Source organism: Flammeovirga aprica JL-4 (genome assembly GCF_012844305.1).
In the GTDB taxonomy this organism is placed as follows: domain Bacteria; phylum Bacteroidota; class Bacteroidia; order Cytophagales; family Flammeovirgaceae; genus Flammeovirga; species Flammeovirga aprica.
Map to the genome: position 1 here is coordinate 26,431 of NZ_JABANE010000055.1, position 24,678 is coordinate 51,108.

The 24,678-nt window shown below is 35.3% G+C and carries 17 protein-coding genes; 10 read left to right on the forward strand and 7 right to left on the reverse strand.

Features of this window, described 5'->3' with window-relative positions:
- Positions 1-10 precede the first annotated feature (10 nt).
- A complete protein-coding gene (locus tag HHU12_RS19140; protein ID WP_169658342.1) occupies positions 11-964 on the reverse strand; it encodes a GNAT family N-acetyltransferase in 954 nt (317 codons plus the stop codon).
- 145 nt (positions 965-1,109) lie between these two features.
- Here HHU12_RS19140 and HHU12_RS19145 point away from each other — a divergent pair, with 145 nt between their 5' ends.
- The gene (locus tag HHU12_RS19145) at positions 1,110-2,303 is read left to right on the forward strand and encodes a murein hydrolase activator EnvC family protein (RefSeq protein WP_169658343.1); all 1,194 of its coding nucleotides are present in this window, start codon (positions 1,110-1,112) and stop codon (positions 2,301-2,303) included.
- A gap of 172 nt (positions 2,304-2,475) precedes the next feature.
- Entirely contained in the window at positions 2,476-2,970 is a 495-nt protein-coding gene (locus HHU12_RS19150) for a hypothetical protein (RefSeq protein ID WP_169658344.1), read from the forward strand.
- Positions 2,971-3,046: 76 nt separating this feature from the next.
- On the opposite strand, the gene HHU12_RS19155 is transcribed toward HHU12_RS19150, so the two are convergent.
- Entirely contained in the window at positions 3,047-4,825 is a 1,779-nt protein-coding gene (locus HHU12_RS19155) for a hypothetical protein (protein WP_169658345.1), read from the reverse strand.
- Between the two features lie 493 nt (positions 4,826-5,318).
- Here HHU12_RS19155 and HHU12_RS19160 point away from each other — a divergent pair, with 493 nt between their 5' ends.
- Positions 5,319-6,218, forward strand: a complete 900-nt coding sequence (locus HHU12_RS19160) for a 3-hydroxyacyl-CoA dehydrogenase NAD-binding domain-containing protein (RefSeq protein ID WP_169658346.1) — start codon at positions 5,319-5,321, stop codon at positions 6,216-6,218.
- 129 nt (positions 6,219-6,347) lie between these two features.
- On the opposite strand, the gene gatC is transcribed toward HHU12_RS19160, so the two are convergent.
- Both gatC and HHU12_RS19170 read right to left on the reverse strand, forming a co-directional pair.
- Positions 6,348-6,635, reverse strand: a complete 288-nt coding sequence (gatC, locus tag HHU12_RS19165) for an Asp-tRNA(Asn)/Glu-tRNA(Gln) amidotransferase subunit GatC (protein WP_169658347.1) — start codon at positions 6,633-6,635, stop codon at positions 6,348-6,350.
- Positions 6,636-6,715: 80 nt separating this feature from the next.
- Positions 6,716-7,462, reverse strand: a complete 747-nt coding sequence (locus HHU12_RS19170) for a lysophospholipid acyltransferase family protein (RefSeq protein WP_169658348.1) — start codon at positions 7,460-7,462, stop codon at positions 6,716-6,718.
- 495 nt (positions 7,463-7,957) lie between these two features.
- Here HHU12_RS19170 and uvrA point away from each other — a divergent pair, with 495 nt between their 5' ends.
- From uvrA to HHU12_RS19190, 4 genes are all read left to right on the forward strand, one after another.
- Positions 7,958-10,783, forward strand: a complete 2,826-nt coding sequence (gene uvrA, locus HHU12_RS19175) for an excinuclease ABC subunit UvrA (RefSeq protein ID WP_169658349.1) — start codon at positions 7,958-7,960, stop codon at positions 10,781-10,783.
- Between the two features lie 17 nt (positions 10,784-10,800).
- A complete protein-coding gene (cobC, locus tag HHU12_RS19180) occupies positions 10,801-11,361 on the forward strand; it encodes an alpha-ribazole phosphatase family protein (protein ID WP_169658350.1) in 561 nt (186 codons plus the stop codon).
- A gap of 6 nt (positions 11,362-11,367) precedes the next feature.
- Positions 11,368-12,114: a segregation and condensation protein A gene (locus HHU12_RS19185; RefSeq protein ID WP_205959931.1), complete on the forward strand. Its 747-nt coding sequence runs from the start codon at positions 11,368-11,370 to the stop codon at positions 12,112-12,114.
- Between the two features lie 145 nt (positions 12,115-12,259).
- Positions 12,260-12,943, forward strand: coding sequence for a spondin domain-containing protein (locus HHU12_RS19190; protein ID WP_169658351.1), 684 nt, complete (start codon positions 12,260-12,262; stop codon positions 12,941-12,943).
- A 65-nt stretch (positions 12,944-13,008) separates the two neighbouring features.
- Here the strand turns inward: HHU12_RS19190 and HHU12_RS19195 are convergent, their stop codons facing one another.
- The 3 genes from HHU12_RS19195 to HHU12_RS19205 all read right to left on the reverse strand — a co-directional run bounded on the left by HHU12_RS19195 (position 13,009) and on the right by HHU12_RS19205 (position 16,227).
- On the reverse strand, positions 13,009-13,512 hold the full coding sequence (locus HHU12_RS19195; protein WP_169658352.1) for a glycine zipper family protein: 504 nt from the start codon (positions 13,510-13,512) through the stop codon (positions 13,009-13,011).
- Between the two features lie 115 nt (positions 13,513-13,627).
- Positions 13,628-14,509, reverse strand: a complete 882-nt coding sequence (locus HHU12_RS19200) for a mechanosensitive ion channel family protein (protein WP_169658353.1) — start codon at positions 14,507-14,509, stop codon at positions 13,628-13,630.
- Between the two features lie 170 nt (positions 14,510-14,679).
- Complete coding sequence (locus HHU12_RS19205; protein WP_317170510.1) at positions 14,680-16,227, reverse strand: S41 family peptidase; 1,548 nt, start codon at positions 16,225-16,227, stop codon at positions 14,680-14,682.
- Positions 16,228-16,608: 381 nt separating this feature from the next.
- On the opposite strand from HHU12_RS19205, the gene HHU12_RS19210 reads away from it, so the two are divergent.
- The 3 genes from HHU12_RS19210 to HHU12_RS19220 all read left to right on the forward strand — a co-directional run bounded on the left by HHU12_RS19210 (position 16,609) and on the right by HHU12_RS19220 (position 24,635).
- Complete coding sequence (locus tag HHU12_RS19210) at positions 16,609-18,156, forward strand: DUF5723 family protein (protein WP_169658355.1); 1,548 nt, start codon at positions 16,609-16,611, stop codon at positions 18,154-18,156.
- 331 nt (positions 18,157-18,487) lie between these two features.
- Entirely contained in the window at positions 18,488-21,640 is a 3,153-nt protein-coding gene (locus HHU12_RS19215; RefSeq protein ID WP_169658356.1) for a hypothetical protein, read from the forward strand.
- Between the two features lie 226 nt (positions 21,641-21,866).
- On the forward strand, positions 21,867-24,635 hold the full coding sequence (locus HHU12_RS19220) for a TonB-dependent receptor (protein ID WP_169658357.1): 2,769 nt from the start codon (positions 21,867-21,869) through the stop codon (positions 24,633-24,635).
- The last annotated feature ends 43 nt before the right edge of the window (positions 24,636-24,678 follow it).

Consider the following 24,678-nt stretch of genomic DNA (forward strand, 5'->3'; position numbering starts at 1 on the left):
TCTATTAAGACTACAAATTTGCTGTGAGATCTTTCTCATAGAAATCACAGACTGATGCTTCACCATTAAAGTAAAACTTAAACTTACTCAAACCCCCATTGAGGTATTTGCCATCATTTTCTGATGAATGTCCAAAATCAATATAAGGCAATTGATTGTCATTGATAATGGACAAAAAAATGGCGTCTAATACTTTAAACTCTCTTCCTCTCAAAGAGTTTACAGAATATTGTATTTTACATACATTGGGTGTCAAAAATAACAACGCTCCACTAAGCATTTCTCCATCTTCAAAACCACCTATCAGTTTGATATTATCAGGAAACAGTTGCATTAAAAATTGGAGCTCTGCCAATGAATGTGTGGGTTTAACGCTATGTTTACTTTGCAAATTGCTATTCAGTAACTCCCAAAAGGTCGAAAGATCATTTGACGGTAAAATTTGCACTCCACTATTAAGGGCTATTGTATTGTTTTTTCGTCTAGATCTGTCAGGAATAAAAGGAGTGTCTTTCTTGATAATCGTACTGAAATCTCTTCTCACTAATTTCCATTCGTTCCTATACAAAGCATAAAGATCTTCCTCTCCTTGTTCTGATTTATAAATGTAAGGCATCACTTTATAGGTTATTTTTTCAATACCTAACTCTTGATAATACCTTTCAATCAAAGAAAGAATTGTAACAATCTTCTGAACAAAAGTCCTCTTTTTATACAGCAATCCTCCAAAAGTAAGTCCTGCATGAGATGAAACTGTATTATCTTTTACTGAAGCAGGAAAAAGAGCTACAATATTATCATTCATATCCTCTACAATAAGACTCGCATCTGTAAAGCGCTCTTTGTGGTATTCCATAAAAGAACGCTGAAAGAAAAAATGCTGTTGCATACACTGAGCGGCAAAGCTATCCCATAGTGTTTTATCAGATAATGAATATTTCCTTATTTTAAAATCCTGTTTCAAGTGTTAATTCTTTAATAGAGGTACGATTTTTTATATATAAAATATTATTTTCAATAAAGGTAAGTACTAAGAGCATATTTGAAACATCTATTTTAGAGAATTACCTTTGTGATTCATTTTTTCAGATCTGCATATAAATCAATTAATGAAAAAAATAGCTTTTATATTTTTAATAACATTTATCGTTTCCCCTCTTTTCGCTCAGAAGGACATTAAAACTGCAAAAGATAAAATTGCACAAACCAAGGCTATTTTAGATGATACTCAATATAAAAAAGAAGCTTCTTTAAGCGAACTCAATGATATTGAAGCACAGATTGAAGGGCGTGAACACTATCTTCATCAGATTCAAAATAGAATTACTGAGGCTCAGAATGAAGAAAAAGAAGCCATTATTGTCGCTGATTCTTTACAGAGGAAAATTGAGCTTCTGAAAGAGGAATATGCAGAACTTGTGTATGCCGCTTATAAAACGGGAGGTGATTTTCAACAGCTTGCTTATATTTTTTCCAGTGAGAATTTTACTCAGTTTGTGAGAAGAGCTAACTATCTTGAGCATTATAAAGATGTCAGGAAAAAACAGATCATAGAAATTGAAAGATCTCAAGAACTTCTCCTCAATAAAAAAGAAGAAATTAAGGCAAGAAATAAAGAGTCTTTTGCATTGCTTGAAGAAGAAAAAGTACAGCTACTACAACTAAAATCTTTAAAAGAAAGACAAACGACAGTAGTGAGTAATCTGAAACTTAAGGAAAGAGAATTGATTGCTCAGCTTGAAAAAGACCGAAAGGCTTTGGCAGAACTACAAAGGCAAGTACTGGTGCTGACTTCCAACGTTTCTAAAGAAGGAAATGTTTTTGAAGATGAAATAGAGGTAACGGCTGCTACTGAAAATAAAATCAATAACAAGAACGTCACTACTACAAACTTTCTGGAAACAAAAGGAAGCTTGAAATGGCCTGTGGAAGGTGGAGTAATTACGAATCACTTTGGCGTACGTCCCCACCCTATTCTTTCAGGAGTAACAATCGAAAACCACGGCATTGATCTGAGAGTAAAACCCAATGCTATTGTAAAAAGTGTTTTCAGTGGAGTGGTCACTGCCGTTACTAAAGTGCCCAATTTGCAAAATGTCATCATGCTCAGACATGATAACTTCTTTACAGTATACTCCAAATTGAATAAAGTAAATGTGAAAGTGGGCGACATTGTTTCTATCAATTCCAGATTAGGAAATGCAGGACAAAACGAAGATGGCTCTTATGAGATTCAGTTTCAGATATGGAATATGGATGGAGAAAAGTTGGATCCTGAAGAATGGCTGAGCAAGAAAAAATAATAATATAAGTCTGCATTTATTGAAGTTCGCATACACTTGGCTATGCTTTTATTTATTTTTTACCATTCTTTTTAAGATATTTAATCACTATTTACCTTTATTAATACTCATTTAGGAACATAGCTCATTTTCTAACGTTGATAAACTCTGAAATATAAGATAACAAGATATTATGAAAACACTTATTGGTACTATCGTCACTCTATTATTAAGCTTAAACCTTCTTTATGCTCAAACCCCTTCATATACTAGCAAGGTTCAAGGTCAGAACATGGATTTTGAAACGATAAAAACATTAATCAAAGCCGAAAAAAGAGGTGTATTGAAAGAAAATATGAATTTATCAGAAGCAGAAGCGGAAGAGTTCTGGCCTGTTTATGATAAATATGAATATGAACAAAGTCAGCTATTGAATGAACAATATGCATTGTTGAAAGAATATGCTGAAAGCTTTGAAACTTTAGATGAAAAGAGAACGGAAGAGTTGATGAACGCTAGTTTTAAACTCAATAAAAAAGAAATTTCTTTAAACCAGAAATACTTTAAGGCAATGAAAAAAGTGGTTTCCACTCAAACTGCCGCCCGTTTTGTACAAATCATGGGACAACTAAATACAGTGATCGACTTGAGTATGACACAAGAGTTACCTTTAGTCAATAATCTGTAATAAAGAAGATAATACATAAAAAAACCGGTCATTTCTGTATTCAAGAAATGACCGGTTTTTTATGTGCTGATCAATTTTATTGCTTATCAAACGCAGCGACAAAGTTCACATCAAATCCATCAGGTGTGTTTGAAGCATTATCTTCAATCTTCACCCAAGTGAATTCACCTGAATAAGAACCTAAATCAAATTCATTATTGGCAATTGATGCATGACCTAATGAAACCCAATTTGCATCATTCAATAATTCTTCGCTGTAATATCTCGAATTGTTACCGATCAGAATTGATACTTCTGCTTTTTCGCCATACGCTTTGAAGGCATCCTCAATTGTAGCATATTCAGCTGATTTATTCCAAGAAGTTTCAACTACTTGCAATACAGTATTGGCATTGATTGCTACTGCAGATGGGAAACGCATCAAGATAGAGCCACCACCAAGAGAAACAAACTTACTACCATTTTTGCTGTAATCCGCAATGTCAGCATTTGCTGAATTTCTTCTTGACTGCTGTGAAACGTTATGATTATCTTCAGATAGATCTAATACCTCGTACTGTTCTACACTTAATCCCGGACGGTAGACTTTTACTTCAGCATATTGATGGTTTGGCTGATCTCCATTGTACCAAGCACCATAATACTCACCATCTATTTCTTTATTGCTCAAGCTTGAAGCATTAGAAGTATTTTTATCAAATGCTTGAGTAGAAGCCATATCACCCCAGTTATGAACTAAACCTGGGCTACCATCGCTCATTTGCATCGCAATTTCAGCATCAACAATCTCACCATCAAGCGTTCTCAACTGAAGATTATTACTCTTATGGTGTGATGTCATGACTAAGTTATCACCTGTAAGTGCGGCACCTGTTACCCTGCCTGCTCTTTTACTTCTGCTTTTTGTTTCTGGATCCCTGGCTTTATTCAATCCGCCAAATATTTTACCTGCATCAAAAGAAATCTCCATGGTTTCATAATTCCACTCCAGCTCCAAGTAAATGGCTGTTCCACCTTTCCACTGTGAGAAAGAAATCAATCGCTGTTGCTCAAAACCATCTGTTTCTGAAGCATTTTGAGTGAATAAAATATCACCACCTTGGAAACGAACTTTTTTAGGATTAAAAGGAGTTACGTCTTCGAAATAATCTTCACCATCTTCCGTAGATTCTACAGCAAGATTTTTTGAGAATTTATACTCCAAAGCGTGTACCCAGTTCTCACCATTGCTCAATGACGGGTCTTGTCTGTTCCAGATTTCAGTCCAGATATCTTTACCTGTATTGATTCCTGAAGGATCTGTCGCACCATTTCCTCTATCCGATACAACTCTGAAGAAACCAGCTTTACCCGCAATAAACAAGTAGCCTTCCTGGTCTACATCCACTTGTGTGATACCACCAATTTTCTTCATGTAGAACGCTTCAGGATTTGCTCTCACTTCATCCACAGGTGTATTTAATTTGTTATGTTTATAACCCATCAAAATAGAAGATTTCACTTCACCTGTAGCAATGTCGATCAAATAGATTCTACTCTTTTTCGCCACTACCACTGTAAGGTATTTGTTATCTGGCGAAATACACATGTGACCTCCCGCAGGAAGTTGTTCTGAAGTTTCCAGTTTTGTTAAGGTTGCTTCACCTTGTAATCCCTGAAAGTCATAATCCACTTCATAGATTATAGATTTCCCATTGGCAGAGTTTAAAAGAAAAACTCTTTGGTTGAACGGCATTCTTAGTGCTGAAGACTGTTCATTATTTAAATTAGACGGTTCCTCATTTTTGTTCTGGCATGAGAAACCAATAAGTGCAAGCAATAGCAATAAGCTTGCTTTCGTTAGCTTTTTCTTCATAAAATAATATTTAAAAAATGTGATAAAGTACTCGATAGTAAAAATTAAAGAGTTGTTAGCCGGCTTACATTAATTTCCACATCATAAAGTTAATAATTTTTAACGGTAATAACATTGCGAAAACTGCTATATAACATTATTCAAAATGACAAAAAGTTACAATTCCCCCTGTTTAACTAAAAAACTATCAGACTTTTATAAAATACCTTTATTTTCATGGAGTCTTTACAATGTCTATTTTCCGAAAAAGATCTAACGTTGTAAGTCTACTTTTTCACCGATCGGCACAGTAGTGTGCAGAATATTATATAAATGACTCAATTTTGTATCAGAAATTTCTTGCTCTACTTCTTATCTTTGTTTATTAAATTAATTATATTAATGATTAATTTAAACCTGATCGCTATGAGAACATTTTGGTTTACAACCTACCTTAATACTCTAAACTTTAGGTATACAAGTTGATAACTACTTAACTGTAACTTCTTATTCTATGCTTTTAAAAACTATCACTATCGCTGGGTCTGACACTTTAGGTGCAGAAATCTCATGGTACATAGCCTTCCATGGTTATACTGTTACGCTATATGACCGTTCTGATATCGGGCTGGAAATAGGTAAAGTACTTCACGATAAGTTTGCTACTATATTTATTGAAAAATATCAATATAAAGAAAGTAAAATAGAAGAAACTTTTAAGAGAATTAATTATACAAGCAACTTAGATGAAGCTGTTCACGATTGTGACCTTTTCATTGAAAATACTCCAGAAAAGATGGAGAATAAAATACAGTTGTTCAAAGATGTTTCTCAATACGCCTCACCAAAAACTATTATCGCTTCTAACAGCGATTCGTTTCTCCCTAGTAGTTTAGCAACGCATTATAAATACCCCCAACAATTTATAGGAGCTCATTTTACGAATCTAATTTGGGAAAACAGTTTAGTGGAAATAATGGGGCATCCTGATTCTGATCTACTCGTAGTAGAATCAATGATCGACTTTGTCAAATCAATTGATATACTTCCTATTGTATTACAAAAAGAAAACAGCGGCTATGTTTTAAATTCTCTCCTGATTCCGATGTTGTCATCTGCATTGACGATGTTTCAAAAAGGGATTGCTACTTTTGAGGATATTGACAGGTCATGGATGTCTATTGGCAATAAATATGGCCCCTTTATTATTATGGACGGTGTGGGTTTAGATACTGTTTATAATATTGAAAAGTATTTGGGTGAAAAAGATAATGATGCACAACGTATTTCTAATGCTAATTTTATACATGACGAATACATCAAAAAGGGAAAGTTGGGTATTATTTCTGGAGAAGGTTTTTATAAATATCCCAACCCAACACACAGCAGAGAGTCATTTCTCAAGGTTTTATAAGTAATAAAGCCGAAAATAAATGATAATTAATTCTTAATAATTTTTTGTCTTAGTACTTAGGTTATTTCAATGCACAAAAAAACTCCTGAAGCTTTTTACCTCAAGAGTTTTTTGGTTTGAAATATCGTCTTAGTCTAGCACTTTAGGTACTCTGAAAAAGTCTTCATCCTTTTTAGGAGCATTTTTCAAAGCATCTTCGTGACTAAGCGTATATTCAGCTTTATCTTCTCTCCAAACACTTTGTTCTTGCGTCATATGAGTTAGAGGTGCTACACCTTCAGTATCAACCTCTTCCAATTTCGCTACCCATTCCACAATTTCATTCATGCTTTTCAGCATTTTCTCCTCACTTTTCTCGTCCATTTCCAAACGAGCCAAATGAGCGATTTTCTCTATAGCTTCTTTATCAATAATCATAAAATAAATAGCTTAATTTTTCACTCTAAAACACTAAGTACGGCATTTTTTGATAATTCTATAAAATTTACATCGATATTTTACAAATTATATTCTTTAGGGAAACGTGTTTTCATTTCTGATTCAATGACTTCCTTCACTTGAGCACTCAATGCAGGCACATCTTTAAGCGTCATCCCCTCTGTAGAAATTGGTTCATGTTGGACCAGAATCAGAGGTGACCAGGAGAGTCTTGGGGCTAATGCCGGCCAAATCTTCCAGTTACTTACAATCGTGATGGGAACAATAGGCTTTTGTGAACGGATGGCAATAATAAAAGCTCCATCCTTAAACTTATTCAAAGTAGGCGGAGTTCTATTCTGTGTTCCTTCCGGGAAAACACCAATACTAAATCCTTGATCCAGTTTAGCAAGACACTTTCTAAACATTTCTTCCGTTTTTTCAGGATTTCCCCTGTCTACACAGATATGCAAATTTCTAAACATCCACCCAAATAATGGTGCTGTAGCCAAACTTCTTTTCCCAAGAAAAATAACAAATTGATTGACAATTAACTGAATTGCCGGAATATCTAAAAAAGAGGTATGATTGGATACAAAAACATAAGCCGCTGAATTATCAAGTTTTGATTTTCTGATACGTTTTACGGGCACAAAGATCATGATGTATGTAAACACAGCCCACAATCTATTAAAGTAGTAAGTGGCTTTTAATAGCTTATCGTTGGAAGACCAGATAATAATCGCAAAAAAGGGATAAAGCAGTATCAACCCTAATGCAAATATACTGACTCCCCAAATCAAATATAGTTTTAGAATAAATGCCATTATAAAAAATTATAACATAAAGTCCATTTGAGCACATTCCAGTTCTGCTCTGAGACTAACTAAAAAATCGGAAGAAAATTTCTTGCCTGAGTGTGTATAGTATCCTAAACATTTTATACCTCCTCAAAATTGATTACCGTAATTAAATTACCTTATAGATACCTAATAAGGGCGCTATTCGGCGTGTTTACAAGTAACAATCGTAGAAAAACAATAAAAATTGAATGTAGTATTACTTTGATGAGGTAGCTGACTTGTCAAATAAACAATCGTATTCTTATCTCAGATACTCAATTGTAGAAACAACCGTTCAAAAATCATGAAAACAATTAGTATTTAAAAAAAACTGACATGATTTTTATTACTTTTTTTTAGTGGTGAAAGAATTCAAGCCCTTTTTCAAAAAATGATAGAGATATTTCTTATTTCATAGTCCAAAATAGAGAGAGATCGCTTAATTTTATACTCTGTAGTTCAGTTAATATCCATTCTTATATGCAGTCGGTAGATCAATTCAATCCTAAAGATTTTATTATTGTAAAAGGGGCAAAAGTAAACAACTTGAAAAGTGTTGATGTTGCCATCCCAAGAAACAGTTTTGTGGTAGTCACAGGTGTTTCAGGATCCGGTAAATCATCCTTGGCATTTGATACACTTTTTGCTGAAGGGCAAAGAATGTACGTGGAAAGCTTAAGTTCTTATGCCAGACAATTTTTAGGTAGAATGGAAAAGCCGGAAGTAGAATACATTAGAGGTATTTGCCCTGCCATTGCTGTAGAGCAGAAGGTTTCTACTAAAAACCCTAGATCAACGGTGGGTACTACCACTGAAATCTATGATTATTTAAAACTGCTATTTGCTAGAATTGGTAAAACCATCTCTCCCATCTCAGGACAAGAGGTAGCCAAATCATCAGTAACGGATATCGTCAATTATATCTACTCTTTTGATGAGGGAAGCCGATTTATCGTTTCCTGCCCTCTAGGTCTTCAGGAAGGTAGAGCCATTGATGTGGTGCTTAAATTATTACTGCAACAAGGTTTTACAAGAGTGATTCTTAAAGGTGAAATCGTGTATATCGAAGAGCTTTTGAATCAAATAGAAAAAGGTGAAAAGGTTGTTTTAGATGACCTTGAGATGTTGATTGATAGAAATGCAGTTAAGAAAGGGGATGAAGAAAATCAGTTCAGAATTGCAGACTCCGTTCAAACGGCATTATTTGAAGGTAGAGGAGAGTGTAAAATCGAATTTGTAAAAAGAGGTGAAAAGAGCATTATCAAAACATTCTCTGATAAATTTGAAGCCGATGGAATGCTTTTCGAAGAACCAAGTGTCAATTTATTCAGCTTTAACAACCCTTATGGAGCATGTAAAAGATGTGAAGGTTTTGGTAAAGTATTGGGTATTGATGAAGATTTGGTGATTCCTGATAAATCACTTTCTATTGTTGATGATGCTATTATTCCTTGGAGAACGGAAACGATGAAAAAGTGGCTGAAACCACTTCTGGATACTGCACACGAAACCAACTTCCCTATTTTCAGATCATACAGTGAACTTTCTGTGGATGAAAAAGATATTCTCTGGAATGGAAAAGGAAAGTTCAAAGGCATCAATGCTTTCTTTAATCACTTGGAATCCAAAAAACATAAGATTCAGTATAGAGTAATGCTTTCTAGATATAGAGGCAGAACTACTTGTCCTGATTGTCATGGATCAAGATTGAGAAAAGATGCTTCTTATGTAAAAGTAGATGGCAAATCTATTGTTGATGTAGTATTAATGCCAATTGCAGAAAGTGAAGTCTTTTTCAATAACATACAACTCAGCGAACACGATCATACTATTGCGGACCGCTTATTGGCGGAAATTAAAAACCGCTTAAAATATATGAATAAGGTAGGTTTGGGATATCTTACACTCAACCGACTTACTTCTACGCTTTCGGGCGGTGAATATCAGCGTATCAAGTTGGCCACTTCTTTAGGTAGTGCTTTGGTAGGCTCTATGTATATTCTGGATGAGCCTAGTATTGGTCTTCACCCTAGAGATACTCAAAACTTGATTTCTGTTCTCTTAGAATTAAAGAAACTCGGCAATACAGTAATTGTAGTCGAGCATGAAGAAGAAGTAATGAAGGCCGCTGATCAGATCATTGATATTGGACCTGACGCGGGTACTTATGGTGGTGAATTACGTTTCCAAGGAACAATCCAAGAAGCAATTGATAATCCTGACATCTCTCATACTACACGTTATTTGAGTGGAAAAGCAACAATTCCAACTCCTGAAAAACGTAGAGAGTGGAAGGAATTTATACAGATAAAAGGAGCTAGAGAAAACAATCTTAAAAATGTTGATGTGAAGTTTCCATTGGGAACTGTGACTTGTATTACGGGTGTTTCTGGTTCAGGAAAATCAACATTAGTCAAAAAATGTCTTACTCCTGCTTTACTTAGAGCCTTGGGGCAACATACAGATGAAAAACCTAAGATTGATCAAATCGACGGTAATATTTCATCCATCAACAGAGTGGAATTTGTAGATCAAAACCCTATCGGTAAATCTTCAAGATCCAATCCTGTCACTTATGTGAAAGCCTATGATGCTATTCGAGAATTGTTTTCAAAACAAGAATTATCCACTCAAAGAGGTTATAAACCGGCCTTTTTCTCTTTCAATGTAGATGGAGGAAGATGCGAGGCATGTCAAGGAGAGGGAACTACGAAAATAGAAATGCAGTTTATGGCTGACATTTACCTTCCTTGTGAAAGCTGTAATAGCGACCGTTTCAAAAAGGAGATTCTTGATGTAAAATACAAAGAGAAAAGTATCTCTGATATTCTTCATATGAGTGTTGATGAAGCAGTAGCATTTTTCAGTGACCAGAAAAAAATCATCCAACGTCTTCAACCTTTATTAGATGTTGGTTTAGGATATGTACAACTAGGACAATCTTCAAATACATTGAGTGGTGGTGAAGCACAAAGAGTAAAACTTGCTTCTTTCCTTGCAAAAGGAACATTAAAAGAGAGCGAGAAAGTTTTATTCATCTTTGATGAACCTACTACAGGTCTTCATTTCCATGATATAGATAAACTAATGAAATCCATCAATGCCTTGATCAATAAAGGGCATTCTGCAATTATCATTGAACATAATGTGGAAGTGATCAAAACAGCAGACTGGGTAATTGATATTGGACCTGAAGGTGGTAAAAATGGCGGTACTATTGTTTTTGAAGGTAAACCTGATGATTTAATCAAAAGCAAAGACGGTTATACTGCTCAATACTTACAATCGGCAATGCAAAACGCTTAGAGAAGACTATTATGAGTATGAAAATTTATCTTATCAGGCATACAACTCCTGATATTGATGCTAACACAACACTTTACGGACAAACAGACTTGGATGTAGTGCACTCTTTTCATGATGAGGTGGCGACTATAAAAGAAACAATTGAAGATGTACGCTTCAATTCTGTGTATTACAGTCCTCTCAAAAGATGTCAGAAACTAGCGGCATGCTTAAAGTCTGATATGAAAGTCAGTGAACCTAGGCTCAAAGAAATCTCTTATGGAGATTGGGAGATGAAAAAGTTTGCAGCTATTAAAACTGAACTGTCCACATGGTCTAAAGAGTTTGATACAGTAGCAGCACCCAATGGTGAATCACTGGAAATGGTACAAGAGCGTTTGATTTCTTTCTGGAATGAAATCAATAACTATAAAGAAGGAGAGAAAATTGCCATTGTGGCACATGGTGTTGTTATGCGTGTTTTTCTAGCTCACTTTTTAGAAATGCCTTTGAAAAACATTTTCAGACTGCAATTTAACTTTGGAAAAGTCATCCAGCTTTCATTAAACGAATCAGGTCGTATTCACCTACATTTATAATTTTTCATGAGTTTCGAAATCAACCTCCCCATTTTTGAAGGTCCGTTTGACCTTTTACTTTTCTTTATTCAAAGAGATGAATTAGACATTCATGATATTCCGATTTATAGTATCACAAATGATTTTATGGAATACATGGAGGAAATGGAGCGGTTGAACATTGAACTTGCCAGTGATTTCATTGTTGTAGCGGCTACTTTGATGAGAATTAAAGCTAAAATGTTGCTCCCTAGAGTGGAAAAAGATGAAGAGGGAAATGATATTGATCCAAGGGATGAATTAGTGAAGCATCTCTTAGAATACATGAAGTATAAATCTGTTTTAAATACCTTAGAAGAATGGGAAGCGGATATGCTTGACCGTGAAAAGAGAGGGAACATTGAAACAGAAGTAAAACAACATGAAGAAGAAATCGGTGTTGAACAAGAACTGCAGGACATCGACCTTTTTAAACTCCTCAAATTTTATCAAACAGCATTAAAAAGGGCCGAAGACAGAGATAACACTCCCCGACATCAGGTTATTCCTTATCCTTACTCACAAGAAGAACGTCAGGAGACTATTGTCAAAAGACTGGAAACACGAGAGGAGTTTTCATTTATGGAACTCATTCAGGAAGACTTTAATAATGTGGCCATCGTTTTCAACTTTTTAGCCGTCCTTGAGTTACTTTCTCAAAATAGAATCACAATTGTTGTGCATGAAGGATTCAATAATTTTGATATCAAAAGATTGGATGATCAGGCGGCTTAATAACTGACTAACTAATTCTAGTATTTATCTTAAGTAGCAATAGAATAAAAAGTTTTTTTGAAAATGTGAACTTCTTCACACCTTATTGGTTGATAAAGAAGTATATTTGTTTCAACAAAAATTTAAATTGCTCTAAGAATAAATTATGAAAAACCTACACACTATTTCACTGTTACTCATTGGTATTCTGTTTAGTTGTTCCAGTAGTGATGATACTATGTTGCCTCCTGCAGGAGATGATCCAATTACAGCCACTTATAAAGTTACATATCAAGGTACATGGACCGCTAGTTCCCACCCTACAGATTATCCAAGCAACTCCCATTTTTCTGGAGTGATTGGAATGGCTCATAATGCCGATACTAGTTTATTTAAAGAAAATACATTGGCTACTGAAGGCATTAAAGTTATGGCTGAAACAGGTGGAAAATCGCCACTTACTACAGAAATACTAGATGTTATTTCTTCTGGAAGTGCCAACCTGCTCATTAGTGAAGGAGGTCTTTCGTCTGGTACTTCAAAAATTGAATTTGAAATCACAGTAAGCAGTGACCATAGTTATGTAAGTTTAGTTTCCATGATTGCTCCAAGTCCAGATTGGTTTGTGGCGGTAGAAAGTTTAAACCTTTATGCAAACAACGAATGGATTGATGATATCACAATCAACCCAACTCATTATGATTCCGGCACTGATGATGGTACAACATTCGCATCACCTAATGCTCCATCAAACCCTAGAGTCAATATATTCAAAATTACTTCAGCTCCTTTAGGAAACGGTACAGAAGTTACTCCAGCAGTGGCTACCTTCAGATTCCAGAAAATATAAAAAATGAGGGAAGAATGCATTAAACTCTGCACTCTTCCCTCCTTATTTTTATTTTACCAGCTACCTTATTGAACAGTATATCCTTTACCACTCATACAAGCCGTAAATGCTTTATTGAAATTTTCTTTTAATGCCTTTTCCTGTTGAGCCGCCGCCTCATTATTATGAGCTTGTTCTGCTGCGTCGCCATACACTTTAGCCCTTCTTCCTTTCAGACCTCCAACAACAGAACCAATAGCAGCTCCTTTTCCTGCATCACCTGCAATGGCTCCAATAGCCGCTCCTGCCGCCGCACCACCTGCTGCTCCAACAACCATTGAACCATCAGCAGAAGTATCAGCCTGTTTTGCCTCTACCTTTGTAGGATTCATTGGGTCATACCCAGTTTGTTCGATCGCCCATTTATAGCAAGCCATTTCATCAGCATCTAAAGTTGCTTGATCTTGCCCGTCTGATGGAAAAACGAATAACCCTAAGCTTTTTGCAATGGATGTAGTACTTGCTGTTTGAGCATAAATATTGAAAGATGAGAATACGATCAAATTGATAAATAGAAGTATCTTTTTCATATTAGAATTGATTGCTTTTTTTAAATTACTTTACTTTGTTGAACGGCAAACAATTTTCAAAGACTATCAAAATATGATTAAAGACTATCAGATAATTATTATTTTTGTATAACCTCTAACTTTTACTTGATTCTAATTTATCCCATCCACCTCTAAGGTTCAAGTCCCTTTGAGGGAAAGGAATCTCAATATTCTCCGCATTGAAGCGTTTGAATAATGCATAGTACACTTTACTTTTCAATAAATCTGGTTGTGAGTAATAATGTACTGTCCATATATTAAGTGTGAAATTGATGGAACTATCTCCCCATTCTGTAAAAATCAGTTCCGGTTTTGGATGTTTTAGAATACCATGAACTTCCAATGCCTCTTCTTCTGCAATTTTAGCGATTCTTTCCGGATCTTCTTTATAAGAAACCCCAATCGGAATTCTCAATCTTACTTTTTTCTCATTATAACTCCAGTTGATCACATTGTTAGAAATAAAGTGTGAATTAGGTACAATCACTGTAATATTATCATTCGTAGTGATGGTCGAAGACCTTGAAGAGATTTCAACTATCCTTCCTCTAACATCACCCACTTCTACCATATCTCCTACTTTGATTGGTTGTTCAAAAAGAATAATAATACCAGATAAAAAGTTATCCGCAATAGTTTGTAAACCAAAGCCAATACCCACGCCCAGAGAAGCTATTAATACATGCAAGGAACTTAAATCAATACCCGTACTCTGAATAATTATAGCACTACCAATAATAGTAGAGGCATATCTCACAAGTTTTCCAATATTATAACTTAAAGACTCACTAACATGGTATTTCAACAAAATTTTGTCTACAAGAATATCTCTTATCTTTTTTGAAAGGTAAAAAACCAGTACAAAAAGTATAAAAATTTCAAAAATAGAAATTGGCGTAAAGCTTTTACCTCCAATAATAAAGGAGTAACTAAATAACTCAATGATACTGTCAATAATATGATTGTTTGCGAACATAGCTATTTGTATTAAAGTACTAATGCAATATCAGCACTGAGCAAGAGTATAGTTTTTATCAAAAAATAATAATCAAATCGAATATAAGCAGGTATTCAAAAACTTTAAAGCTATGAGCATAAAAAAAGGCTATCATTTCTGATAACCTTTCTTTCAATATGAATATTTTTTTAGTTCGATGTCAAAATCTTCTGATATCTCTCCGTATCATTCAGTACTTTCACTGCCTCTATCACATCTACATCAGCATTGAAAGTAGATTCAATCTCACCAGCCTCTAAATAATATCTTTTACAGATTTCAGCTTGTAAAACATCTTTAATTTCTGACTTGAACTTAATCACATCAGATTCTTTATTGTGATAGATTTTCTTTTTCAGTGTTTCAATTTCCTCTTGAATATCATCATAATATTTATCGGCCTTCGCACTTTCTTCAAGCTCTTCCACAGAAACTTCCACTTTTGTTTGATAACCGTAATCTTTGTCTTTCAACCAAGCAACAAATGCATCAAACTCTTCATCAGAAATCTTAAAATCTCTCGCCGTAGCAATCGACTCATGCTCATGATGATATTTTGTAGCATAATCGAAAATCAATCCTTTTAATATTAAGCTAATTGAAATCTGTGCAAAGTTGAATGGCTTCACTTTAATATCTGGAGCTACTCCACCTCCGTCTAACACCTCTCTTCCATTGGCTGTAGTGAATTTTTCTCTCAAAGAATCTGCTACTACAATCGCTTCACCATCTTCATTTCTGTGGCTGTAATCAATAGCCTGAATACATCTTCCGCTTGGAATGTAGTACTTCGCTACCGTTACCTTCAATCTTGAATTATAATCCAACGGACGAGTAGCTTGCACCAAACCTTTACCGAATGATCTTGAGCCTAATAAAACTCCTCTGTCATAATCTTGAATTGAACCAGAAACAATCTCTGCCGCTGAAGCACTTCCTCCATTAATTAAAACAGCCATTGGAATTTCAGTATCCAAAGGTGCGTTCATGGCTTTATAAGTCTTATTCCAATCCTCAATTCGTCCTTTTGTATACACTACATCAGAACCTTTAGGAACAAACAAATTGACAATATTCACTGCCTCATTCAATAGACCACCTGGGTTGCCTCTCAAATCAAGAATTACTTTTGCAGCCCCTCTGTCTTTCAGTTCTGATAAAGCATCACCCACTTCCTGACTTGCATTTCTAGTAAAGTCTGTCAATTGAATTAATCCAATATCATCTGTTACCATTCCATAATAAGGAACGTTGTTAATTTGAATCTTCTCTCTCTTTACAGGAACATCGAAAGGCTCCTCTTTTCCATATCTTTTGATGGTCAATACCACCTGACTTCCTGCCTGACCTTTCAAGTATTTGCTGATTTCTTCCGTTCCTTTCCCCTTCATATCTTCCCCGTCTACTTTTTCTATGATATCACCAATCTGTAAACCGGCTTCATAGGCAGGATATCCTTCATTAGGAAGTAAAACAGTAATATTTCCATTTCTATTTCCCACTACAACACCCAAACCGCCATATTCACCGGTGGTCATTGTACGGTAATCTTCAATTTTATCTTCAGGAATATAATTAGTGTATGGATCTAGTGTAGCCAGCATTGCTTCAATACCAGTAGTCATCATCTCTGATGGGTTCACATCATCCACATAATAGGTATTAACTTCTTGATATAATTGGGCGAATATTTTCATATTCTTTGCTATTTCAAAGTAATGGTTGCTGACCTTGTTACTTGAAAAAGAAAAGAAAAAAAGCGTTAGAAAACTAAGGCTAATAAAAACAACAAACTTTTTTCTTTTATTCATATTAGATGATTCTTTTTAATATAGATACGGGAAGATAGCAATAGCAGTAATCTTAGAATTTACTCTATCTTTCAAAAGTAAAACTTTATTACCAAAAATTTCACCATATTCGGCAACTAATTTAAGTTAAGAAATCTAGACTTATTTTCATATTTCTTTAAAAATTATTGCTCGATTACTTATATTTACGTTTCTTAACACTACTGTTCGCAGTCATCTTGGTACTTTCTATTATTAAATAGGCCAAAAAACTATCTTCAGACTTTTATGAAAGCTTATAATAAACGTATATTTTCATCGCTTACTCTCGGTGTATTACTGCTGTTTTCCAATCATCTCTTTGCTCAAGGTGAAGGAAGTGTTTACTCTGTAACAGGACGTGGCGGTGTAGGGACAACTTTCGTGTCAGACTACCAAGCTATCGGTATTAACCCTGCCAATATTGCTATCAGAAAAAATTACAGAGACCCTAAATTTACTTTTGGTTTACTAGAAGGAAATGTGGCCTTTAGTTCTGAAGCTATTAATACAAATGAGCTTTTGGGAGCGATGACTGATTTCAGAACAGATCGTTTTAACCTGGCACAAAGAGAAGAAGCCATCAATAAATTTACAGATAAAGCTACTTCTGTAAATGCCAACTTAATGTTGTTTGGCTTCAGCTGGACGATGCCTAAGAAATTGGGTGGTATAGCTTTTAGTGTTAGAGACCGAGTAAGCAATTATACAACGACAAACCGTTTTACGGCCGAACTTCTTTTTATGGGGTCTGCAAGTAGCTACTTCCCAAAACTTATTATGGCTAATGGGGATATCATTGACAACCCTAGACACAACGGAACTGGCAACTTATCAGAGGATCAACTGAATCAGGTGGTAAGTGGTACGTTTGAAAACATGGATGATGCACAGCCTTTTTCAACTTTGCTGGACGGTACAAAAATGAAATCCACTTGGATTCGTGAATTCAATATATCATACGGTGTGCAACTGCTAGAAACTTATGATTTGTCTATCTATGGTGGTGTAGGAGCAAGATATTTACAAGGTTTATTGATTATGGATTTCGACGTGAATCAAAATGGAGAATTCCAAAGTCCTGTATTCTCATCTTCTTTTGTGAATCCAATTGACGTTTTAGTAGATGGATTAAGCGACCCTTCATTTGATGACCGTCCTTTATCACAAAAGCTAGTCACTCCAAAACCAGCAGGTAGTGGTTTCGGTTTTGATTTGGGATTTACATTTGTCATCAAGAGAAATCTTAAAATCGGTATTGCGCTCAATGATTATGGAGAAATGAATTGGACAGGTCAAGTATACTCTGTAGATGACGTGACTTTAGGTGCTGTGAAAGGACAAGGCGTTGATAACTACAATATCTTTGTACAAAACGAAGGTACTGTGCAGTTAGCCGGAAGTAATAACCCATTACAATGGGAAATCTTAGATGGTAGTCAAAGAGTAGAACTTCCTACAACAATTAGAATTGGTGCTAGTTATGAGTTCTTCAGATTAGTACATGTAGGTGTAGACGTTATAATGCCTCAAAATGATGCTCCTGGTAACTTACAGAAACCACTTTATGCTATAGGTGGCGACTTCAAACCATTCAAGACATTATCTTTCTCTACTGGATTTAATGTCGGAGGTAATAACGACACCTTCAAATTTCCAATTGGAATTACCTACTCAGCTAGAAAAGGTTTCTACGAAGTAGGTGTATCCACACATGATGTGCTTTCTTACTTCTCACTTTCTGGAAACTCAAGTACAATTTCTATAGCAGCTGCAGCGTTAAGATTTAAGCTATAGAGCAGTTTGAGACTTCACGTTAAATAACCGTACTGGAAAAACACGTTCTTTTTTAGTACTTAAGCTATTGCATCATTAAATGATCTGAAGTTTTGGATTTTCTTTTTAGCCTACTTTGCGTGAAGCAGGAATCATTTCTTCATAGACGTTGTCTTTTTTTAAAGAGAATACAGTAAAAATGTGTAGTTAGAAGTTACAAAAACTGTCATCTCAGAACTATAATCAAGAAGTACCCCAAGTTAATTTTACCTTGGTGTTAAGGTGATTTGGAAGAAAAGAAAAGTTCTTGCCCAATATTTGCAGTAGGCCTTATTAAATTTTACAGATTGTCATGAAGTTTCAACTTAAATATATTTTTTCTTTTCTATTCCTCTCGCTGTTCTTTCAGTACAACTCCCTTGCACAGGTAGGTGTAAACATTGAAGAAGGCGAACTAACAAACAAAAGAGAGATTCAACTCAATATCAATATCCCTGAAGCTTACAAAATGAAAATCAGTGAAAACTTCGATTTCAGTGATTGTGAGTGGATTGGTTATCAAAATACTTATTTCTGGACGCTTTCAGAAGGTGATGGAGCAAAAGAAGTCTTCTTAAAATTCAGATTAAAAACTGGAGTTACTACAGATACTTTTGTTGGTTTTATTCATTTAGATACAAAACCACCTTACAGAGGAAGAGTCAATTTCTCAAGAGGTAATTATACTAAATATAGAAGCGTTGAGATTGACTTCAAGTGCGAGGAAGCAACGTGGATGAACATCAGTAATACAGGCATTTTTAATAAAGCAGACTGGAGACCTTTCCGAAAACACTTGAATTCGTGGTTGCTTCCTTCTGGTGATGGCATCAAAAAAATCTATGTGAAATTTAAAGATGATGCTGGAAATGAAACAAAAGTATATGTTGACCACATCAAACTAGATACAAAAGCACCAATCCCACAATCTATTGATATTGTTGCCGATTATGCTGTTGTAGATGAAGAAACAGGAATTATGTATGTCAATTCTCATAACAGACAGGTGGCCCTTGAAATGAGAGCAAAAGGTGCTGAGTATATGAAAGTCAGTAATAGCCTTAACTTTTATGGTCAGAAATGGAGAAGATACAGAGATTACATGGAAGACTGGTTGATGGAAGATGATGTGTATGAAGGTTATAAAAGAGTATACATCCGATTCAGGGATAAAGCAGGTAATGAATCTGGTTTAATTAATACAGCAATCTACATTGATACAAAGCCTCCTATTAATCCAAGAATAGCGATTAACAATGGCGATGAATATACAAAATCAACCAACGTAAGTTTGCAATTGCATGCTACTGATGCTGTTGAAATGCGACTTTCTAATGACAAGGCGTTTCATACAGCAGGCGAATGGGAACCTTTTTCTAAAGTGAAAATGTGGACTTTAGCTGAAGGAGAAACCGGAGATCGTGAAGTGTGGGTAAAATATAGAGATAGAGCAAAAAACCAGTCTCGACCTATTATGACAAAAATCCGCTACGATAAAGATTCTCCCACCAATGGAATGGTTCAGGTATTTGGAGACGGAAAAACAACTGACAATAAAATAAGAGCTAGAGTTAAAGCGAAAGATGCTTTAATGATGAAGGTAGCACTTGCCGAAAACTTTGAAAATGCACACTGGAGAGAATTTTCGACAGTTCCTTTTGATGTTTTTATTGGTAATCAAGCGGGGTATAGAGTATTGAAAGCACAGTTTAGAGACCGTGCAAGAAATGTATCTGAAATCTATGCTGACTCTATTTTCAAAGAAGTAAGGCCTTTGAGCCCTAGAATTTCAATAGATAATAATAAAGAATATAATACAAGACTAGATGGCAAAGTAGAATTAAGCCTGTTCTGTCTCAATGCTACTCACATGAAAATTGGTGATGATGAACTTCTGGAGAATTCAGAATGGCAAGAATATACCAATAAAGTAATTTATCATCTCAAAGAGCCAGATGGAATAAAAACACTTTATGCAAAATTTAAATCTGAAACAGAAACCATCAGCCAAACTGTAAGTGATAAAATCAATTGGGATAAAACACCTCCGTTCAACTCCTCCATTGAATTAAAAGTATTACCTACAGAATCTCGTATTTACTATACAAAGGATTACATTGCTCAGGTAAAATCAGAAACAGCAGTGGCCATGCAAATCACAGAAGATTCTACCTTCTACACTGCTTCTTGGATGCCTTATACAGAACTGCCATTCTTTTATGGTATGAGTGTGAAAGGCGGACCAATTGGCTACAGAACTTTATATGTTCGTTTTAAAGATTTTGCCGGCAACATTTCGGAGCCATTGGTAGAAAAGCTTTATTTTGACGCCACTTCTCCTCAGGATCTTCATGTCAACATCAATGTACCTGATTTACCAGAACAAATTGCGGTACCTAGTCAGTTTACATTTATCAGAGATGTAGCACTGGACATGGAGTTTAAAGCAGATTCAGCTTATTATATGAGAATTTCTGACCACCCTTACTGGATAGGCGCAGAATGGCTTCCTTATGATGAAGAATATAACTACCCTCTAATGGGTGACGAAGGCAAGAAGAGAATTTTTATTCAGTTTAAAGATGACCATGACAACGTCACTCGTATTATCAAAAAAGATATTGTTTGGGATAGAGATCCTCCTTCTCAGCCTCAATTGATTATAGATAAAGGACAGCACTATACAAGAGCTAGCAATAGAGAAGTCATTTTGAACCCTATTTGTATGGGAGCTGACTTTATGGTGATTTCTAACAATCCTGATTTTTCTGACGGTTATTGGACGCATTACCGCTCAAGAGTAAGGTGGTTACTCACTGAAGGAGATGGAGAAAAAACAATTTATGCCAAGTTCTATGATTACGCAGGTAATGAATCCTTTGAAACAAGAGGACAAATTATTTTGGACAGAACAGTTCCAATGGCTACTGAAATCAGCATCAATGATAATGAGGTATCTACCAATAGCCTTGAAGTAAATCTGAAACTCAATGCTGAAAACGCTACAGAAATGATTATCTGTAATGATTACAGCTTTGCATCTCCTTCTACATGGGAGCCATTCAGACGTACAAAAAAATGGAAAATCAATAACCAAGATGGAGAGGCCAAAGTCTATTTTAAAGTAAAAAATCAAGCAGGTACAGTTTCAGAACCTATTTCTGCATCTATCATATTAGATACCAGCCACCCTATTTTACATCATATGGAATTCAATGACCGCGCAACAGGTACAGAGTCCTTGACAGTTACTGTAAAAACGAAAGTGACGGATGATACTGTTGAAATGCAATTATCTAATTCAAATGATTTTTCTTCTGCACAATGGATTAATTATAAACCTGAAGTTGAATGGACTTTAGCAGGAAGAGGAAGACAATATGTTTGGGTGAGGTTTAAAGATGAAAATGGCAACATTAGTCAAGCTTTAAGTAAGGATATCGTTGTATTTGAGAATGTAAAATAAGATAGATAAAACAGCTAAACCCATGTAATCTTTGTTATGTGGATTTAGTTATTTTTAGGTTTCACATTCATTATATAAATTAACAACAACCACAATCACAATGATTTAACAGATTAACATTAACATCATACACAATTTTTTCAATTCATAAAAGCTTCATTTTTGGTATAAATCGGAGAGATCTATTTCGTCTACTTTTGCAGACGTAAATAAAACCGATTAACAAATGAAGAAATTTTTATTCCTGATTTTTTTAACTTCAATTGGACTGACATCTTGGGCACAAAAAGGTACAATCTCTGGTACTGTGCTTGATGCTGATACAGGTGAAGAAATTATTGGAGCAAGTGTGATTATAAAAGGAACAAACACTGGTGCTTCTACTGACATTTATGGACAGTTCTCTTTTCTTGCTGAAGCTGGACAAAAAGAAATTCTTGCAACTTTTATTGGTTATAAAACCATCTCTCAATCTCTCAATGTAGTTGCAGGCCAAAACCATCAATTAAAATTTACTTTAGAAGTAGATGCACAAGAACTTGACGCTGTTGAGATTGTTGCAAAAGCCAATACTGAAAGTGCTGAGGCTTTGATGGTACAACGTAAAAACGCAGATGTCATGATTGAGTCTATTGGTGCTGAAGAAATGTCTGTCAAGGGTGTTTCTGATGTAGAAGGTGCTATGACAAAAATGACTGGTGTTGCTAAAGTGAGAGGCAAAGGACTTTATGTAAGAGGTTTAGGAGACCGTTATAATATCGCCACTATGAATGGACTGCCTGTTCCATCTACCAATCCTGATTTAAAAGTTATCCCATTATCAATCTTCCCTACTGATTTAGTAAAAAATATTGGTGTATCAAAAACAGCAACTCCAGAATTGTACGGAGACTTTGCTGGAGCAAACATTGATATCACTTTAAAAGATTACCCTGATGACGCTTTCTTTACAATTGGCATCTCAGGAGCTTACAATACTTTGGCTACATTCAATGAATTTAAAACGCATAATGATGGACAATATGAAGCTTTAGGTTTTAATGGAAATGCTAGACAAAGACCTGAAGGAGGCGTACCGACTATCACTCCAAACGGTGAACCTGGCGCTTATAATACATCATGGTCCCCAACTACGAGCAATGCTCCTTTGAATATTGGATTGAATGCTTCTGGCGGGAAATCTTGGGATATTGGTGATGAAAGCGTATTTGGTATTATTGGGTCGTTAGCTCACAGTAACAAATATGAATATAGAGACGGTCGTTTTGCTGCATATAATGCACAAGCTACTCCTTATGTAGATTATGACCGTGAAGAATGGATCTACTCTACCAATACTTCTGCATTACTGAACCTAACCTTCGAGGTGAATAATAAGCATAAGTTTAAACTGAATAATATTGTTGTCAATGAATCTTTTAACTCTGTTGATGAGAACTATGGTTACAATAACGACTTAGATACAGAAACATTATTTGCTAGAAGAAACACTTACCTACAAAATACAATCTTCGTAAATCAGTTCTCAGGTGATCACAAGTTCATGGAAAATGACCGATTACACTTTACATGGGGTGTTTCAAGAACGGCAACTGTCTCACAAGAACCTGACCGAAGACAATTATTATTCTCTGATAAATCTGTTGATGGTAAAGAGGTGAACTTATTCTCAAGAAATGCATTTGACAATCACCGTTACTGGGGTGAAATGAACGAGGTAGAATACGCTGCTAGAACAGACGTATCCATTGGTCTTGGCGCTTTTGATAATGCAAACGATGGCTTTAGAAGCACTTTGAGGTTTGGATATCAGATGAAATCAAAAAATAGAGAGTTCGAATGGTTCCAGACGAACATTAGATCAAGCAGTGCTGTGGTGAGAGGAATTAATTCTGAAGACCCAAATGCAAGAATCAATGAGTGGATTCAAAACGAAACGATCTTCTACTCTCCTTTTACGATCCCTAATAATTATTTCCAAGCTAAAATGGATGTTCACTCCTTCTACACTGGATATGATTATGATATCATGCCAAACAAATTAAAAATGAATGTGGGTGTGAGAACTGAAATTGGTGAGCAGTATGTAAAATACAAAATGCAAGGTGATTTGATTGCTGATCCATACAGAGAGGACGCTTATGAATCAGTAGAATTCTTACCTTCTTTCAACTTGAAATATTCTTTGGATGAAAGATCAAATATGAGGTTCGCTGCAAGTAAAACAATTACAAGACCTGGTATGAGAGAGCTGATTCCTTTTGAATATCAGACTGTAGTTGGTGGAGAAGCCATTATTGGTAACCCTAACTTGAAAAATGCTCAGAATTACAACGTGGATTTGAAATACGAGATCTTCCCTAATTCAGGAGAATTATTCTCAGTAGGTTTATTTGGTAAATACTTGGATAATCCAATTGAGAAAGTAGCTAGACCATCTGCCGGTAACGTTTATTCTTTCGACAATATCGGTACTGCAACAGTAGCAGGTATTGAAATTGAATTTGAAAAATCATTAGGTTCTATCATCAACAACGGTTCTGAAGCTTTAAGAAATACCACAATTGGTATGAACGGTACTTTTATGTACTCTCAAATGACAATTGCTGATGATATCAACACGATTGTGACCAACAGACAAAGAGCTTTACAAGGGGCATCTCCTTACATTGTCAATGCCAACGTAGGTTATCAACAAGACTGGAATAATGGAAATATCAACTCCATCTTCACCTTAACTTATACCACATTTGGTGACAGAATATTTGCTGCTGGAGCAATGGGAGCTGGTGATATTTATGAGAAATCATTCGGTACATTAGACCTTATCGTAAGAAATAAAATCAAGGATGCATTAAGCTTTAATGTATCAGCTAAAAACTTATTAAATCCATCTATCGAACGTTATCAAAAATTCGAAGGTGGTACAACAAAGCAAGTTTCATCCTATAAACTGGGTATGGAGCTGGGTGTAGGTATTTCTTGCACATTCTAATTAAAATCAATTTTCAATTCATTTTTTCTAAAACCTTTCAATC

What these genes read in the sequence shown, in the direction of transcription:
- HHU12_RS19145 (WP_169658343.1), top strand. Translation starts at nt 1,110, where the DNA reads ATGAAAAAAATAGCTTTTATATTTTTAATAACATTTATCGTTTCCCCT.
- HHU12_RS19150 (WP_169658344.1), top strand. Translation starts at nt 2,476, where the DNA reads ATGAAAACACTTATTGGTACTATCGTCACTCTATTATTAAGCTTAAAC.
- HHU12_RS19155 (WP_169658345.1), bottom strand. Translation starts at nt 4,825, where the DNA reads ATGAAGAAAAAGCTAACGAAAGCAAGCTTATTGCTATTGCTTGCACTT.
- HHU12_RS19160 (WP_169658346.1), top strand. Translation starts at nt 5,319, where the DNA reads ATGCTTTTAAAAACTATCACTATCGCTGGGTCTGACACTTTAGGTGCA.
- gatC (WP_169658347.1), bottom strand. Translation starts at nt 6,635, where the DNA reads ATGATTATTGATAAAGAAGCTATAGAGAAAATCGCTCATTTGGCTCGT.
- HHU12_RS19170 (WP_169658348.1), bottom strand. Translation starts at nt 7,462, where the DNA reads ATGGCATTTATTCTAAAACTATATTTGATTTGGGGAGTCAGTATATTT.
- uvrA (WP_169658349.1), top strand. Translation starts at nt 7,958, where the DNA reads ATGCAGTCGGTAGATCAATTCAATCCTAAAGATTTTATTATTGTAAAA.
- cobC (WP_169658350.1), top strand. Translation starts at nt 10,801, where the DNA reads ATGAAAATTTATCTTATCAGGCATACAACTCCTGATATTGATGCTAAC.
- HHU12_RS19185 (WP_205959931.1), top strand. Translation starts at nt 11,368, where the DNA reads ATGAGTTTCGAAATCAACCTCCCCATTTTTGAAGGTCCGTTTGACCTT.
- HHU12_RS19190 (WP_169658351.1), top strand. Translation starts at nt 12,260, where the DNA reads ATGAAAAACCTACACACTATTTCACTGTTACTCATTGGTATTCTGTTT.
- HHU12_RS19195 (WP_169658352.1), bottom strand. Translation starts at nt 13,512, where the DNA reads ATGAAAAAGATACTTCTATTTATCAATTTGATCGTATTCTCATCTTTC.
- HHU12_RS19200 (WP_169658353.1), bottom strand. Translation starts at nt 14,509, where the DNA reads ATGTTCGCAAACAATCATATTATTGACAGTATCATTGAGTTATTTAGT.
- HHU12_RS19205 (WP_317170510.1), bottom strand. Translation starts at nt 16,227, where the DNA reads ATGAAAATATTCGCCCAATTATATCAAGAAGTTAATACCTATTATGTG.
- HHU12_RS19210 (WP_169658355.1), top strand. Translation starts at nt 16,609, where the DNA reads ATGAAAGCTTATAATAAACGTATATTTTCATCGCTTACTCTCGGTGTA.
- HHU12_RS19215 (WP_169658356.1), top strand. Translation starts at nt 18,488, where the DNA reads ATGAAGTTTCAACTTAAATATATTTTTTCTTTTCTATTCCTCTCGCTG.
- HHU12_RS19220 (WP_169658357.1), top strand. Translation starts at nt 21,867, where the DNA reads ATGAAGAAATTTTTATTCCTGATTTTTTTAACTTCAATTGGACTGACA.